13 protein-coding genes and 1 tRNA gene are annotated in these 15,614 nt (G+C 54.2%); 8 read left to right on the forward strand and 6 right to left on the reverse strand.

Annotated features, from left to right (window positions below):
* Positions 1-914: 914 nt before the first annotated feature.
* From msrQ to msrP, 3 genes are all read right to left on the reverse strand, one after another.
* Complete coding sequence (gene msrQ / locus ABJF76_RS16720) at positions 915-1,520, reverse strand: protein-methionine-sulfoxide reductase heme-binding subunit MsrQ (RefSeq protein ID WP_413819251.1); 606 nt, start codon at positions 1,518-1,520, stop codon at positions 915-917.
* Positions 1,521-1,619: 99 nt separating this feature from the next.
* Entirely contained in the window at positions 1,620-1,832 is a 213-nt protein-coding gene (gene merF / locus ABJF76_RS16725) for a mercury resistance system transport protein MerF (RefSeq protein ID WP_413819235.1), read from the reverse strand.
* Positions 1,829-2,737, reverse strand: coding sequence for a protein-methionine-sulfoxide reductase catalytic subunit MsrP (msrP, locus tag ABJF76_RS16730; protein WP_413819234.1), 909 nt, complete (start codon positions 2,735-2,737; stop codon positions 1,829-1,831). Before msrP ends, merF begins: the two co-directional genes overlap by 4 nt.
* Before the next feature lie 377 nt (positions 2,738-3,114).
* On the opposite strand from msrP, the gene ABJF76_RS16735 reads away from it, so the two are divergent.
* Complete coding sequence (locus tag ABJF76_RS16735; RefSeq protein WP_413819233.1) at positions 3,115-5,280, forward strand: calcium-binding protein; 2,166 nt, start codon at positions 3,115-3,117, stop codon at positions 5,278-5,280.
* Between the two features lie 73 nt (positions 5,281-5,353).
* Here the strand turns inward: ABJF76_RS16735 and clpB are convergent, their stop codons facing one another.
* Positions 5,354-7,969 carry an ATP-dependent chaperone ClpB gene (gene clpB / locus ABJF76_RS16740; RefSeq protein ID WP_413819232.1) on the reverse strand — a complete coding sequence of 872 codons (2,616 nt, stop codon included), beginning with the start codon at positions 7,967-7,969 and terminating at the stop codon, positions 5,354-5,356.
* 450 nt (positions 7,970-8,419) lie between these two features.
* On the opposite strand from clpB, the gene ABJF76_RS16745 reads away from it, so the two are divergent.
* Positions 8,420-8,728 (forward strand): orotidine 5-phosphate decarboxylase, encoded by a 309-nt coding sequence (locus ABJF76_RS16745; RefSeq protein ID WP_413819231.1) that lies wholly within the window; start codon positions 8,420-8,422, stop codon positions 8,726-8,728.
* A gap of 249 nt (positions 8,729-8,977) precedes the next feature.
* Positions 8,978-9,673, forward strand: coding sequence for an orotidine-5'-phosphate decarboxylase (gene pyrF / locus ABJF76_RS16750; protein WP_413819230.1), 696 nt, complete (start codon positions 8,978-8,980; stop codon positions 9,671-9,673).
* 253 nt (positions 9,674-9,926) lie between these two features.
* On the opposite strand, the gene ABJF76_RS16755 is transcribed toward pyrF, so the two are convergent.
* Positions 9,927-10,370 (reverse strand): NUDIX hydrolase, encoded by a 444-nt coding sequence (locus tag ABJF76_RS16755; RefSeq protein WP_413819229.1) that lies wholly within the window; start codon positions 10,368-10,370, stop codon positions 9,927-9,929.
* A 54-nt stretch (positions 10,371-10,424) separates the two neighbouring features.
* On the opposite strand from ABJF76_RS16755, the gene ABJF76_RS16760 reads away from it, so the two are divergent.
* Positions 10,425-11,678, forward strand: coding sequence for a DNA polymerase IV (locus ABJF76_RS16760; protein WP_413819228.1), 1,254 nt, complete (start codon positions 10,425-10,427; stop codon positions 11,676-11,678).
* Here ABJF76_RS16760 and ABJF76_RS16765 read toward each other — a convergent pair whose 3' ends face one another.
* On the reverse strand, positions 11,679-12,539 hold the full coding sequence (locus tag ABJF76_RS16765) for an N-formylglutamate amidohydrolase (protein ID WP_413819227.1): 861 nt from the start codon (positions 12,537-12,539) through the stop codon (positions 11,679-11,681). It abuts the gene before it with no gap.
* A gap of 150 nt (positions 12,540-12,689) precedes the next feature.
* On the opposite strand from ABJF76_RS16765, the gene ABJF76_RS16770 reads away from it, so the two are divergent.
* The 4 genes from ABJF76_RS16770 to yghU all read left to right on the forward strand — a co-directional run bounded on the left by ABJF76_RS16770 (position 12,690) and on the right by yghU (position 15,420).
* Positions 12,690-12,764, forward strand: a tRNA-Val gene (locus tag ABJF76_RS16770).
* A 107-nt stretch (positions 12,765-12,871) separates the two neighbouring features.
* Complete coding sequence (gene ykgO, locus ABJF76_RS16775) at positions 12,872-12,997, forward strand: type B 50S ribosomal protein L36 (protein ID WP_005850168.1); 126 nt, start codon at positions 12,872-12,874, stop codon at positions 12,995-12,997.
* Positions 12,998-13,272: 275 nt separating this feature from the next.
* Positions 13,273-14,448: a DUF2235 domain-containing protein gene (locus tag ABJF76_RS16780; protein ID WP_413819226.1), complete on the forward strand. Its 1,176-nt coding sequence runs from the start codon at positions 13,273-13,275 to the stop codon at positions 14,446-14,448.
* Positions 14,449-14,547: 99 nt separating this feature from the next.
* Complete coding sequence (yghU, locus tag ABJF76_RS16785; protein ID WP_413819225.1) at positions 14,548-15,420, forward strand: glutathione-dependent disulfide-bond oxidoreductase; 873 nt, start codon at positions 14,548-14,550, stop codon at positions 15,418-15,420.
* The last annotated feature ends 194 nt before the right edge of the window (positions 15,421-15,614 follow it).

Here is a 15,614-nt window from a genome sequence, read left to right on the forward strand (position 1 = left end):
AATGAACCAAACCGCCCACATATCTCTTCAGTTTATTCTATTTTCAAAGAGCGTAGAGACAAAAATGACTGGATGCGCCCTAACTTCTTGGCGCGCCCCGCCTCTTAAACCTCAGATTTTAGCCTTTCACCTCGTCCCCGCCCTTCCGCGTCTCCGCTTCCGTTTGGTCCGTCTGGCGTCTGGCGTTGCTTGTCTGCGTCGACGTTGAAGGGGGTTCTAGAGTTACTCCAAAGAACCCGCAAGACCTTTTTTCAAAAAACAGGGTCTTTTTTGAAGATATCGCGTTTTTCTATAAAAATCATATGCTTATGGAATAATAGTTCGTAACCGCATGGTTAAATTGGTGGAATATTACCGACGCGACCAGCCTCATATCCGAGGCGAAACGCTACATGTTGAGTTATCCCCAGACCTATCCCCAAGTTCGTCGATCACTGCATCCAAATCACCCCGGAATCACTCGCGTGTCAGTTACTCCCGACAGGTGTTTTACGGCTCCCCCCTTCTGATTCACCCTTCCAGGGCATCATGTTTAGAAAAAATCAGCGTCACAGCGACGATTCTGGACGGTTTCGCCCTGAGTCGAGATTTTAGAAGTGACCAAAACCGGTCTTTCGGCATCCAGCAGCGCCGCATTCTTGTGCAGATTGCAGATGTACTCCGGCAATTAAGCCAAAAACGAGATGCTTTACCGTCGCTACATCGTTTCACCCGATCATCCACGTCACTTTGTGACTCCGATTTGGTGCTTGGACGACGCACTATATATACACATATCAGACCTATGGGGTGTTCCTTGCGATTTACAGGTTCGACGACATACTGTCTCTCAAGCTGGCGAGCTGTTGGCGCCAGTTTGGTCGGCCGTCGAAGTACTTAGTATATAGTAAGCTGATTTTGTCGAATGCGCCGCGTTAGGCTTTTAAGCTGCGCATCATCTTAGGAAGGCGAGTGCTGAGTAAAAGCAGGACGATGGCAAGATAGACCAATGGTTCTAGCTGAAAGCCCTTACTCAGCCAGATAAAGTGAGCAGCGCCCAAAATGGCGATTGGATAGGTTAGCAAATGCAGCTTGCGCCATGTCGCGCCCAGCGCTTTTGTTGCACGGTTGTTCGATGTCGCCACCAGTGGGATCATCAACACAAAGGCCAACATTCCGACGGTTATATAGGGTCTTTTGACAATGTCTGCCCAAACACGCCCGAGTGACTGCACATCCAACGCCGCGTAGACCAGTAAATGCAGGCTGACATAGACAAAGGTAACCACCCCAATGGCGCGGCGAAACTTAAGGAGGTTTAGACCTGTGAACTTGCGCAACGGCGAAACGCTCAATCCTAGGATCAGCAATTGCAGCGCGATCTCACCAAGCTCGTGTTCCAACCCTTTTACTGGGTCACGGCCCAAACCGCCGGTCACCGCCTGATAATAAAGAACAGGGATCGGGATCAGGCATACTATATACACGGCCCACGTAGGCACCTTCCGGCACCAAGCATTTAAGCGATCAACCAAAGTCATGCGCAGCAAGATGCTTTGTCTTGGGTCAACAGGCAAGGCGCAGCCCAAAAGAAAGAAGCGTTCCCTGACATCGCCAATCCCTTATCGTGTCGGCATTGATCATCCATCAGGGCGTATCTTTTGTATCAAGGCAATGATGAGCAAAACCATAAAGGCCCCCAACACTGGCAACAGCACGATATCAAGATAAGAAATCGCACCCACCAGCCCGAGTGATGTCAAAGCGATCACCAGAAAAGGTGTGAAACAGCAGAACGCTGTTATCACCGTTCCGATGGCGCCAATCCGAAAAAGGTGGCGGGGTGGCTTCAAAAGTTGGCTTTCAGGTCCAAACCTTCATAAAGGCTGGCGACCTCTTCTTCGTAACCGTTGAACATCAAGGTGTCCTGACGACCAGCAAACAGACTGCCGCCAACAACGCGTTCGTTCGCTTGGCTCCAACGTGGGTGGCTCACTTCTGGGTTCACGTTGCTATAGAAGCCATATTCGCTACCATTTGCCTTGTTCCAGCTGGTTGGTGGCTCTTGATCGCTAACCGTGATCTTGACGATCGATTTGATGGATTTGAATCCATACTTCCATGGCACCACCAAACGCATCGGCGCGCCGTTCTGGTTTGGAATGGGTTTGTCATAGATGCCAGTGGCCATGATTGTCAGCGGATGCATCGCCTCGTCCAAGCGCAGCCCTTCGACATACGGCCAATCCAAAACGGGAAAGCGCACACCCGGCATTTCATCGGGGCGCAGCGCGGTTTCAAAGGCCACGTATTTGGCACCTTCCTGCACACCCGCCAAATTCAACAGATCGGCGAGTTCAAAACCGTTCCATGGGATCACCATCGACCACGCCTCGACGCAGCGGAAACGATAGATACGTTCCTCGATGGTCATCGCCTCAAGAATCTGTGCCATTGTATAGTCACCGGGGGCATCGACCATCCCGTCAATCTGAACCGTCCAAGGGTCCGTCGTCAGGGTGTGAGCATTGCGCGCCGGATCTGCTTTGCCTGTGCCGAACTCATAGAAGTTGTTATACTGCGTAATGTCCTCGTAGGTATTGGGAACCAATTCGCCTGCCTCTTGGGCCCGCCCCATACCAGCGGCGCCAATCAACCCAAGACCTAATGCACCACCCATCAACTGACGACGGTTTACAAAAGCATCATATGGTGTGGCATCTGCACGGGTCAGATCGTTCTTCCAGCGGTAGGCCATTTATTCTTCTCCAGCGGTTTCGCGTAACGTTGTGACACAAATGGGTCCGTGACCCACGCAATTTTATACATAGTCACGCGGTTGTCAGACCATTGAAACCTCATTCGCCCGGTCATTACCAACAAATCGTGCATCAATGCTGCTGTCTTTTCTTACAACCAAGTGATTCCACCCGATATCAAAACCTAAATTCTACAAACCAATCGCAAAGCATCAATTGTCGCGATATTTTCATCACTCCAATCCCGTTTTACGTGTATTTTACACAAGAACGACCATTTCGTGACAAATTCTAACCACTTCGATGTCTCACAGGTATAAAACATTACACGGACGCGCTTAGCCGTTTTGATCGCATTGAATCTGGAGATTTTATTTTGGCCGATATTTTAGAAGTCGTAGAAGACACCATTCCATCTGAGCCAACATCCGGCAACGACACTCTGGTCGGCGCTTCGAATTCAGACCGTATCGATTTACTAGAGGGCGATGATGTCTTCGCCGCTGGCGGCGGTTCAGACATTGCATCGGGTGGTGATGGAAATGACGCCATCGAAGGCGAATCCGGTAACGACACACTCCACGGCGACGACGGCAACGACACGTTAATTGGCGGCGCGGGACGCGACGCACTTTTCGGCGGCGGGAACGAAGACCTGATCGACGGTGGCAACCAAGAAGACCTGATCGACGGCGGTGAAGGCAATGACACACTGATCGGCGACAAGGGCGACGACACCATCGTCGGCGGCGACGGCGATGACGACATCAATGGCGGCCAAGACAATGACAACCTCTCCGGGGGCACGGGCAACGACATTTTCCGCATCCGTAACGGTGAAGGCCAAGACACAATCGCAGATTTCACCCTTGGCGAAGATCTGTTGGACGTGTCCTTGCTTGGTGTTTGGGACATATCACAACTGACAATTCAGGATGTGGGAACCGGGTTACGCATCAACACCGGAAACGGCAATTTTGTCGAGCTGACCGGGCTGTCTGCCGCGGACCTAAACAATGCAAATTTCATTCTTGATGAAGCGCCCGTTATCACACCCACCCTAGGTGGCGACTCCATTTTCGGCACGACCGGCGATGACAACTATACCGGCGGAGCAGGGTCTGATCTTTTGAAGGGCCGCGATGGCAACGACACTTTAGACGGCGGGCAAGGGAACGATACCCTGAACGGCGGCGCGGGTGACGACGTGATCATCGGCGGATCGGGCGTTGACCGCATCTATGGTGGCAGCGGCAACGACACTATTACCGGTGATGCCAGCAATGACGTTATCAACGGCGCCAGCGGCAATGACCTGATAGATGGCGGCAGCAACAACGACCGCCTGTACGGCGGCGAAGGCGATGACACGCTGATCGGCGAACACGGAAATGACCGGCTTTATGGTGAAGAAGACGATGATCTGTTGGACGGCGGCGCCGGCAAAGACAGGATCGATGGCGGCGCAGGCAACGATACCCTTTTGGGCGGACAAGGCGCGGACCAATTGACGGGCGGCGCGGGCAATGACCTATTTGTCTTTGACGACCGGATGCGCGCCGACACCGTCACCGATTTCGACACAAACGGCGACATTTTGGACGTTTCGGCGTGGGGTTTCACCGACATTTCTGAACTTGGTTTTGTGCAACAGGGTGCTGATGTGTTCGCACAGCTGTCTGACCGTGACTCGCTTTTGTTGGAAAACGTCGATCTGGCAAGTCTGGACAACAGCGACCTTGTCCTGGCCGAACCAACCGGCCCGACAGAGTTTGCTGATGACCTCGTCGGTACAGCGGGGGCCGACAGCATCGACGGGCTAGGCGGAAATGATACAATTGACGGCGGTGCTGGCAATGACACCCTGACAGGTGGCGCGGGAGAGGACGTGCTGACAGGTGGCGCGGGTGCCGACATCTTTGTCTTTGGCGAACTTTCCGGAAACGACACCATCACTGATTTCAACCCACTTGAAGATACGATTGAAATCACTGGTACGACCTTTCTCGTCCAAACGGATATCACTTCAGGCACCCCATTGATCCAGCATACGGGCGGGACCATAACCGTGGAAAACCTGTTGATCACGACTCTGGACGAATTCAACGCGTTCCAGGACGCCATCGACACGACGTTTTTCGTCCCAATAGCCACCCCAACGGAAGGCGCCGATGACCTAATCGGTACGGACGCTGCAGAAAGCATCGATGGCTTGGGCGGAGATGATACGATCGACGGCGGTGCAGGCAATGACACCCTGACAGGCGGTGCTGGCGAGGACATGCTGACAGGTGGCGCGGGCGAGGACATCTTTGTCTTTAACGAACTTTCCGGAAACGACACCATCACCGATTTCAACCCACTTGAAGATACGATTGAAATCACTGGTACGGCCTTTCTCGTCCAAACGGATATCACTTCAGGCACCCCATTGATCCAGCATACGGGCGGGACCATCACGGTGGAAAACCTGTTGATCACGACTCTGGACGAATTCAACGCGTTCCAAGACGCCATCGACACGACGTTTACCATTATTTAAATCAAAGCCCCCGGAGATCACTCTTCGGGGGCTTTGCATCCAATTTATTGCCTGCTTGTCAAATTGCACGATGCTAATGCACGACGGCATCGTCCGGCCTTGGTCGGTTCGAACCGGCAATTTTGTCACCAATCAGCAAACCATCAGCGCCGGCGGTCACCTCAATCGTGTCCCCATCGCGCACATCACCCGCCAACAGCATCTCAGCCAATGGGTTTTGCAACGCCGATTGGATCACGCGTTTCAGCGGGCGGGCGCCAAACACGGGGTCGTATCCTTCGTCTGCCAACCACTTGCGGGCACCGTCGTCCAATGACAGCGTGATCTTGCGCGCCGCAAGGCGTTTCAACAGCCGCGCCATTTGGATCGTCACGATGCCATCCATGTCCTCGCGCGCGAGGCGATCAAAGATGATCGTTTCATCCAGACGGTTCAGGAATTCAGGGCGGAAGTGCGTCCGCACCGCATCCATCACATCACGCCGCGCGCCACTTGGGTCAGCGCCATCGGGCAGTTGGCTAAGTGCTTGAGCACCAAGGTTGGACGTCAGGATAATCAGCGTCTGTTTGAAATCCACAGTCCGCCCCTGCCCGTCTGTCAGCATCCCGTCATCCAGCACCTGCAACAGCACATTAAACACATCCGGATGCGCCTTTTCGACCTCGTCAAACAGGATCACCTGATAAGGACGGCGCCGAACAGCTTCGGTTAGTACGCCACCTTCATCATACCCGACATAGCCGGGAGGCGCACCAATCAGCCGCGACACCGCATGCTTTTCCATGAATTCCGACATGTCGATACGAACCATCGCGTGCTCGTCATCAAACAGATACGACGCGACCGCCTTGGTCAGTTCGGTTTTACCGACCCCCGTTGGGCCAAGGAATAGGAACGATCCCAAAGGACGATTTTCGTCGTTCAGCCCGGCACGCGCCCGACGCACGGCGTTGGCAACGGCACGCACGGCGGTATTTTGACCAATGACGCGGGCATGCAATTCGTCTTCCATGCGGAGCAACTTGTCACGTTCCCCTTCCAGCATTTTGGCGACAGGAATACCGGTCCACCGCTCAACAACGCTTGCAATCTGCTCAGGGCGGACGGCTTCGGCCACCATTGTGTCGCCTTCAACTCCTTCGGCCTCGGCCAACTTGCGTTCGAATTCGGGGATGACGCCGTACGACAACTCGCCCGCACGCCCAAGGTTGCCTTCGCGCTTGGCGATATCCAAGGCCGCACGGGCATGATCCAACTGTTCCTTGATATCACGCGCCGACGCCATCTTGTCCCGTTCGGCCTGCCATTGCGCTGTCATTTCGGCACTGCGTTCTGACAATTCGGCCAGATCTTTTTCAAGCGTTGCAAGCCGATCCTTTGAGGCCATATCATCCTCAAGATGCAGTGCCTCAACCTCGATCTGCATTTGCAGGATCTGACGATCTAACGCGTCCAGTTCTTCGGGTTTGGAATCAACCTCCATGCGCAAACGGCTTGCCGCCTCGTCCATCAAATCGATGGCCTTATCCGGCAAAAAGCGATCCGTAATATAGCGGTGGCTCAACGTTGCGGCGGTCACCAAGGCACTGTCCGAAATCCGCACGCCGTGGTGCAATTCGTACTTTTCCTTGATCCCGCGCAGGATACTGACGGAATCCTCAACCGTGGGCTCTTCGACCAGAACGGGTTGAAAGCGTCGGGCAAGGGCGGCATCTTTTTCGACGTACTTGCGATATTCGTTCAGGGTTGTCGCACCGACACAATGCAATTCCCCCCGCGCAAGCGCAGGCTTGATCAAGTTGGCCGCATCCATCGCGCCTTCGGACGCCCCCGCCCCAACCAAAGTGTGCATTTCGTCGATGAACAAAATCACTTCGCCCGCGGCATCCATGACCTCATTCAACACTGCCTTTAAACGTTCCTCAAATTCGCCACGATACTTTGCACCCGCAATCAACGCGCCCATGTCCAAACCCATCAAACGCTTGTTGCGCAGTGATTCCGGCACGTCGCCATTCACGATGCGCAGGGCAAGGCCCTCGGCAATCGCGGTTTTGCCCACACCGGGTTCACCAATCAGCACCGGGTTGTTCTTTGTGCGGCGGCTCAAAACTTGCATCGCGCGGCGAATTTCCTCGTCACGACCGATGATCGGATCGATCTTGCCCGCCTCAGCGCGCGCAGTCAGATCCATCGCGTACTTCTTTAACGCGTCATACCCTTCTTCTGCATTCGCTGTGTCAGCTGTGCGGCCTTTTCGAATATCATTGATTGCGGAATTCAGTTCCTGAGGAGAGACCTTTCCGGCTTTCAAAGCGTCACGCGCCGTCGATTTCACCATGCCAAGCGCCGTCAGAATGCGCTCAACTGGGACAAAGCTGTCGCCCGCCTTCTTGGCCAGCACTTCGGCTTCGGCCAGCACCTTAGTGGTGGTTTGATCCAAATACGTTTGCCCAGCGTCCCCCGTCACCTTGGGCTGCTTTGCCAAACTCTGCTCGACATGATTCAAAACATGCACCGGATCGCCGCCTGCTTGGGTGATCAGATTGGATGCCAAGCCCTGATCGTCATCCATCAGCGCTTTTAACAAATGGTCAGGGGTTAGCCGTTGGTGGCTTTCACGTGTCGCAATGGTCTGCGCCGCCTGCACGAAACCGCGCGACCGCTCCGTGAACTTGCTCAAGTCCATGGTCATTCTCCTTTTACAGCGCCCAACTTTATCACGCCCTATCATAAGGCACGCGATCCTTGTGGACCTTCATGTCAAAAGATGGGGCCGCAATCAGGGCGCACAAGACCCGCACCTGCGCAAATCACGCGACACATTGAGGACAATAAGCGTCAAATGAAGCGTCATATTGGAATGCCACACCACCTAAAATTGTCGATTTTTTGCTGTTAGAACAACGAATTGCACTAAAGGGCGGCTGAAATCAGTGCAGTTCTTAACCTTTTTTCACGCATAGCTTGAAATAATTTATCTGTTCAAAATCAAATACTTAAAAAGAAATTTAAAAGCCGTCGGAAAATTGCGCACCGTTTTGTGACGCTACGTGTCTCCGATTCCCCCTGTTTTCTTATGAAACTATGCCCATCTTGTTAAGCACAAGAGCAGAACCACAAAATGTAGGTGAATAAAATGCAGACCGTACCATTGCAAATGAATGACGTAATCTACAACGCCGCCAGCCAAACGTTCGAGGCGTTGGTGACTGTACATGACGCTCAAGGCTCACGCCGCTACGCCTGTGCCATCGACGCTCCGATCGATATGGACTTTGAACTTGCGGCCACCGGGCTATCAACTCAGGCTCTGCGCCGCCATGGCCGTGGTCAAATCGATTCAATTCAAACGCCCGCACCTATTACGCAACGCGCCGGTCGCCCAACGCCACCCCGCGAAACCCTACGCGAAGAGTTGCTGAACGAACTGTTTTACGCAGCTTAATTCATAGAATTCTCTTGCCTGTTCGCCCTGCGCTTTTTGTCCCTCGCGCCGCGGTGAGGCAAAAGTACACAGAAACATAAGCCTGCCTGCAATGTTTCTGAACAACTGACCCGGATGCTTCTGCGCATCCGGGTTTTTTCGTCACGAATAGGCGTTTGGCGATATGAAGTTTTTTCCATATCCCAATGATGGATTTTATCGATGTCCTGCCGTATGCGGGGCGTAGGAAAAAAACTAGGGGCGATAGTGATGGCTGATGACAGATTGATCGTGGCAATGGATGTGCCAAACGCAGTGGCGGGTCTAGATTTGGCGCAAAAGCTTGGCGACAGTGTCAACTTTTATAAAATTGGATTGGGTATGCTTACCGGCGGTGGCCTTGCGCTGGCCAATGAGCTGAAGCAAGAACAGGGCAAACGCATCTTTCTCGATATGAAGCTGTTCGACATCAGCGCCACAGTCGAAGCCGCAGTACGCGGCCTTGCGCAATACGATCTCGATTTCCTGACAGTGCACGGCGACCCCCACGTGGTACGTGCCGCGAAAGAAGGCGCCGCCGGATCGTCATTAAAGATCCTGGCTGTCACAATCTTGACCTCGCTGGATCGCGCAGATCTTGATGATTGTTTAATCCAACAGGGCGAAGTCGGTGACTTGGTGCTGGATCGCGCAGGTCGTGCATTGGTTGCCGGAGCCGATGGCGTCATCGCCTCTCCGCACGAAGCGGCGGCCATTCGCGCCCTGCCCGAAGCAACCGATCGCCTAATCGTTACACCGGGTGTCCGCCCCGCAGGTGCCGCATCAGGGGATCAAAAACGCGTCGCAACCCCCGCAAATGCCATCGCGAACGGCGTGGACCATATCGTTGTGGGCCGTCCGATCTGGCGTGCCGACGATCCTAAACTGGCCGCCGAGGCCATCTTTGCAGAGATGAAAAACCCGTAAATCACCATTCCAAACTGCTGAAGTCAAACAGAAAACAAGCAACGGGAAACACACCCATAAGGCGAACCACACCTATCATCGCATCAACAGGTTGTACCTAAAAGGCAACAACGCCACCATATATCGGCAGGTCAGGAATTCATGACTGTGTACATGCACGCTTTAGGGGTATGCTTGCCCTAGGTGATACTCCCCGACGAACCATATCTTCCTGAGGTTCGTCACCTCCCCCCGCTTCGGTGCGGGGGGTCCTTTAGGAAGAATCCCCTCGGTCAATGCCTGCCGACCCCACGCCAGCCAAATAATCGCCCAAGCGCGTCTTGAATTGTGGCACGACAGTCTTGTGAGCGATGAACTTATCGACAGGCATCAACATCCATCCCTGACCCTCGTCGCCCAAAACGATTTGGTCTTCGACCTCTGGCCCGACATGGGCAACAAAGAACCACGAAATGTCCCCGCTCGACGTGCCATAGTCCCGCCCCCAAGTCACAAGCGCAGGATCAATTACCAAACTCAGTTCTTCATGGGTTTCGCGCAGCGCGCACTGCAAAGGTGTTTCACCCGGTTCAATTCCGCCACCAGGCAGATCCCAGAACCCTGCCCACAACAGGCCCGGCTTATCGTCTCGCTGCAAACTTGCCAGCTGATTGCCGACAAACAATGCCAGTTTCGCGCCAATCACTCGTCCGCCCATGTTCAAATCCCATCCATCACGCTACACTCAATGACCTAGCCACAAAGCCCGCTCATGCCCAGCCTTTGCCGCGATTGCCTGACCCAATTTGACACCGCCCGGCGCTGTCCGGCCTGCGGTAGCCCACGTGTTGTCAGTCACTCCGAACTGTTCGATTTGACCATCGCCCACATGGATTGCGATGCCTTCTATGCCTCTGTGGAAAAGCGCGACGATCCTAGTCTTGAAGGCAAGCCCCTGATTATCGGCGGCGGGCGACGCGGCGTGGTATCGACCGCGTGTTATGTGGCGCGCATTCGCGGTGTGCGATCCGCCATGCCGATGTTCCAAGCACTGAAACTTTGCCCCGAAGCGATTATCATCAAACCAAGGATGGAAGCCTACGCCGAAGCTTCCCGCGCGATCCGCGCCATGATGGAAGACCTGACCCCAGCCATCGAACCGCTCTCGCTTGATGAGGCGTTCATGGACCTTACCGGCACCGCCCGACTGCACGGCGCGCCCCCTGCGGTCATGCTGGCGCGATTGATCAAACGGATGAAGGACGAATTGGGATTAAGCGGTTCGATTGGCCTTTCTCATAACAAGTTTCTGGCCAAGGTCGCCTCGGACCTTGAGAAACCCCGTGGCTTTTCGGTGATTGGCGCGGGCGAAACGGCAAACTTCTTGCGTGACAAACCCGTTCGACTGATTTGGGGTATTGGCCCCGCCGCGCAGGCCTCGCTTGAAAAGGCCGGCATCCGCACTTTCAACGACCTGCTACGATGGGAACGGCGCGATCTTGGCCAACGATTTGGGTCCATGGGCGATCGGCTTTGGTATCTGGCCCGTGGCAAGGACAAACGCCAAGTGTCACGCGACGCCCCCATGAAATCGATCAGCAAAGAAACCACCTTTCACGACGACACCAGCGATCTGGATATTCTAGACGGACACCTTTGGCGTTTGGCCGAAAAAGTCTCTGATCGTGCCAAGGCTCGAAACCTTGCCGGCCGCGTTGTGACGCTTAAGCTGAAGCGCCACGATCATTCATCCCTGACGCGGCGCATTTCCTTGCGCGAACCGGCACAGCTGGCCGACACAATTTATCGCACTGCGCGGGCGCTATTTGATCAGGTCGGGGATGAAGGACCGTATCGTTTGTTGGGTTGTGGCATATCTGATCTGTGCAGCGCAGATGCCGCCGAAGTTTCAGGTGATCTGCTTGACCCTGATGCGCACAAACGTGGAAAGGCAGAACGTGCCACAGATGCAATCCGAAGTAAGTTCGGACATGATGCAATTCTAAAAGGGCGCGCGCTGCGCTGATTACTCAGCCGCCAAGCGCACCCGCTTTTGGCCAATCGTCGCGATTTTGCTTACAACTGCACTCAGTCGTTCCTGCACCGCTGCAAAGCTGCTGTTCGGACGGATCAGCGATTCGTTCATATAAATCGCGCGGTCAATTTCCACCTGCACCGCATGCTGATTGCGCGACGGACGCCCATAGGCCTGCGTAATATAGGCACCCGCAAAGGGCGCGTTGCGTGCAACTGTAAACCCAGCCTCTGCGAATGCAGATTCCACCAAATCCATGACCTCGCCCGATGCCGCAGCGCCAAAACGATCGCCCAGCACAACATCAGGGCGCGCCATCGCACCGCGCGTCACGCCGTCCATCGCTTCGTGAGGCATAGAATGACAATCAATCAAAATAGCCTGTCCATGTTGCTGATGTGCACCATCCAGCAACGTTTGCAACATGTGGTGATAAGGCCGCCAGTACCGATCAATGCGCCGCTCTGCCTCTGCCATCGTCAGTTTGCCGCGATAAATCGCGCGCCCGTTGGACACAACGCGGGGGATAACGCCAAGCCCACTGGCAACACGAGGGTTGTGTCCCTGACGGCGTACCCCGGCGATCAAAGCCGGGTCCAATTCATCGCAACTGCGGTTTAAATCCACATAGGCACGAGGAGCACCCGCCATCAACAAAGGCGCACCCGCCTGCGGAGCAACTTCAAACAATTGATCTACAAAGGCATCTTCAGATGAGCGGATCGCCATCTCGTCCAGAACCGTGCTGTGCAGAAAACTCGACGGATAGTCGCGCCCCGAATGGGGTGACGCAAACACCACGCAACTTGTGCGTCGTTCAGGGTGTTTTACTTCATATGCGACCTTGGGCATCGACTCTCCTCTCGGTGATCATCATAGCGCATGACATGACAAAGCCAAAACCCCTTGATCCCGCTTACGACTCCTTTTATAGCCCCCATACCCGGCGCGGATTTCCGCGCCCACTTTTATTGTGGGCAGGATTAAAACGCAGGGTAATGTGCGGGATTAGCTCAGCGGTAGAGCACTTCGTTGACATCGAAGGGGTCACAAGTTCGATCCTTGTATCTCGCACCACCGCATTTCGCTGACGGGCCTTGTGCCCCGACGCAACCTACACCGGCACATCAGTGCCAAAACGCAACCCGGCGCTGATCCGCCATGAAACATGAGGAAGAAGCGCCATGAAGGTTCGCAACTCGCTCCGCTCGCTCAAAAACCGGCACCGTGATTGCCGCGTTGTGCGTCGTAAAGGCCGCGTATACGTCATCAACAAGACGCAACGCCGGTTCAAAGCCCGCCAGGGTTAAGACAACGCAAATGAACGACGTGAAAGCCGCCTTAATCCGGGCGGCTTTTTCTTTGTGCCGCGCCCAACGACCTACCCTTGAGAAGAACGCTGCTTGGGCCGTTTCCATCAGCCCCACATCTCCATCAACCCCACATCATTTTCGCAAAAGCGTAGTGTCCGCACAAAGCTATAAACTGTCCATGCGCTGCCACGCGCAATTCTTGGTTTAAATTGCTTTCTCGCCTTAAACGGGTATCCTGCTCTTATTTTAAATAGGATTAGGGATTTGAATCTATGTCTCGCAAATTAGTCGTTTGCCTTGATGGCACCGGAAACGAAATTGAAAGCAACGAATCTAATGTCCTTCGGCTTTACAAAAGCCTTGAACGTTCTGACGATCAGATCGTGTTTTATCATCCGGGCGTCGGCACCTTAGACACACATCCCTTTGCACGGATGTTCCTTTCGAAGCCGAAACAAATTCTGGGTTTGATCGCAGGAACGGGGCTGGAAAACAATGTCCTGCGGGCGTTCGAGTTTCTGTGCAAAACTTACGAAGACGGCGACCGGCTGTACTTTTTTGGTTATTCCCGAGGGGCCTATACAGCGCGGGTTTTGGCCGGGTTCATCAATGACTTTGGGCTGGTCCACCCCAGCGAATTTCACCTTGTGGCCCCTGCCTTTCGCGCTTGGCGCAAAATCAGAAAAGACGACCCACGTGTCAAACACGCCAAACTGCGCATGCTGGAAAAGGCGTTCCAAATGCGCCATCCACCCATTCGATTTTTAGGGTTGTGGGACACAGTCAGTTCAATGATCCGCATTCGCCCGCAATGGGGCACGTTCATCGAATTTTCGACCCATTCCAGCGTCGATGAAAACCCGTCGGTGGAATCAGTGCGCCACGTTTTATCAATCGATGAAACGCGTCGGTTCTTTCGCCATCAATTCTGGACGCCGGGGCAAACTTATTTCGGAAGTCGGAAGAAAAAGAAAAACAACCCACCGCCGCAGGATGTCAAACAGGTTTGGTTTGCAGGCACTCATACCGACGTGGCCGGATCCATCCCCGAGACCGAGGCAGGCTTGGCAAAGATCACCATGCATTGGATGCGCCAAGAGTTGGACGCCCTATCGGTCGATGGTTTGGCGTTTCGCGAAACCATCTACAATCGCTATATCCTAGGCAAAGAGGACAAGGACACCAAAAGGATGAACCTGCAAATCTCCAAACCCAATCCATTTGCCCCGCTACACAGCCAGATCAAAAAGGGGTGGTTTATCTTGGAAGCGCTTCCAAGGCTCAAGCGGCGCTCGCGATGGCCTAAGCAATGGGGATTTTGCGGATATTACCTACCTCTTGGCCAATATCGTCATATCCCGCCCGGTTCGGAAATTCACGAAACAGCGCTGGAACGGCGTAACGATCCCGAAAACGATTATGATCCGCCAAACTTGAAAGAGTTCTAGGGCTGCGGCCCGGTTCTTCATCTGCGCACAGCTTATGCCCTTGTTCACCGTAGCACAGCGCCTAAGTTGCTGTGAAAGGCATCAACGGAAGGCTGCAACATGAGTGATCCCACCTACACCCCACCCGCCAAATGGACTTGGGATTCAGAATCGGGCGGCAAGTTCGCATCGATCAACCGCCCCATCGCGGGGGCCACTGCGGACAAAGACCTACCAGTCGGCAAGCATCCATTCCAACTTTACTCGCTGGCCACACCTAACGGCGTCAAAGTCACTATGCTGCTTGAAGAACTGCTAGAAGCGGGCGTCAAAGAAGCGGAATATGACGCGTGGCTAATCAACATTGGCGAAGGCGATCAATTTGGATCGGGCTTTGTCGAGGTGAACCCAAATTCGAAAATCCCAGCCTTGATGGACAATTCCGGTGACACGCCAGTGCGCGTGTTTGAATCCGGGTCCATGATGATCCACTTGGCCGAGAAGTTCGGGATGTTCTTGCCTGCCTCTGGTGCGGCTCGCACCGAAGTGCTGAACTGGCTGATGTGGCAAATGGGGTCCGCCCCCTTTCTTGGTGGCGGCTTTGGTCACTTCTATGCCTATGCGCCCGAGAAGTATGAATATCCGATCAACCGCTACGCGATGGAAAGCAAGCGCCAGCTTGATGTGCTAGATCGTCAACTAGCCGATCATCCGTTCATTGCGGGCGACGATTATTCCATCGCCGACATGGCTATTTGGCCATGGTATGGTCAGCTGTGCCTTGGGCGTCTGTATTCGGCCGCGGAATTCCTTGATGTCGAAAGCTATACGAACGTGATGGCTTGGGCGAAAAAGATCGATGCCCGCCCTGCGACGTTGCGTGGTCGCATGGTCAACCGTGCCTTTGGTGAGCCAGAGCTGCAATTGCATGAACGCCACGACGCGTCGGATTTTGAGACGCAGACGCAAGATAAGATCGGTCCCAAAGACTGATCGGACGCGCACCAAGCTGCGCCTTACACGCTACTCTCGAGGGTCAAGGCATTCGCTTGCTTTGGCCCTTTTGCATGCGCCCACTGCACCTATGAATGGCGTGTGAACACACGCCTTACCTACGGCCCACCTGACGACAAATCAGGATAACCGGCAACAAGCCCACGGCGACAATCACCAGACTAGGCACTGCC

Origin of the sequence: Tateyamaria sp. (genome assembly GCF_039940735.1) — a bacterium.
In the GTDB taxonomy this organism is placed as follows: domain Bacteria; phylum Pseudomonadota; class Alphaproteobacteria; order Rhodobacterales; family Rhodobacteraceae; genus Tateyamaria.

Coding starts and splice junctions, on each gene's coding strand:
- ABJF76_RS16755 (WP_413819229.1), bottom strand. CDS start 10,370: ATGGGCGGACGAGTGATTGGCGCGAAACTGGCATTGTTTGTCGGCAAT.
- clpB (WP_413819232.1), bottom strand. CDS start 7,969: ATGGACTTGAGCAAGTTCACGGAGCGGTCGCGCGGTTTCGTGCAGGCG.
- ABJF76_RS16745 (WP_413819231.1), top strand. CDS start 8,420: ATGCAGACCGTACCATTGCAAATGAATGACGTAATCTACAACGCCGCC.
- msrQ (WP_413819251.1), bottom strand. CDS start 1,520: ATGACTTTGGTTGATCGCTTAAATGCTTGGTGCCGGAAGGTGCCTACG.
- pyrF (WP_413819230.1), top strand. CDS start 8,978: ATGGCTGATGACAGATTGATCGTGGCAATGGATGTGCCAAACGCAGTG.
- ABJF76_RS16765 (WP_413819227.1), bottom strand. CDS start 12,539: ATGCCCAAGGTCGCATATGAAGTAAAACACCCTGAACGACGCACAAGT.
- yghU (WP_413819225.1), top strand. CDS start 14,548: ATGAGTGATCCCACCTACACCCCACCCGCCAAATGGACTTGGGATTCA.
- ykgO (WP_005850168.1), top strand. CDS start 12,872: ATGAAGGTTCGCAACTCGCTCCGCTCGCTCAAAAACCGGCACCGTGAT.
- msrP (WP_413819234.1), bottom strand. CDS start 2,737: ATGGCCTACCGCTGGAAGAACGATCTGACCCGTGCAGATGCCACACCA.
- ABJF76_RS16780 (WP_413819226.1), top strand. CDS start 13,273: ATGTCTCGCAAATTAGTCGTTTGCCTTGATGGCACCGGAAACGAAATT.
- ABJF76_RS16760 (WP_413819228.1), top strand. CDS start 10,425: ATGCCCAGCCTTTGCCGCGATTGCCTGACCCAATTTGACACCGCCCGG.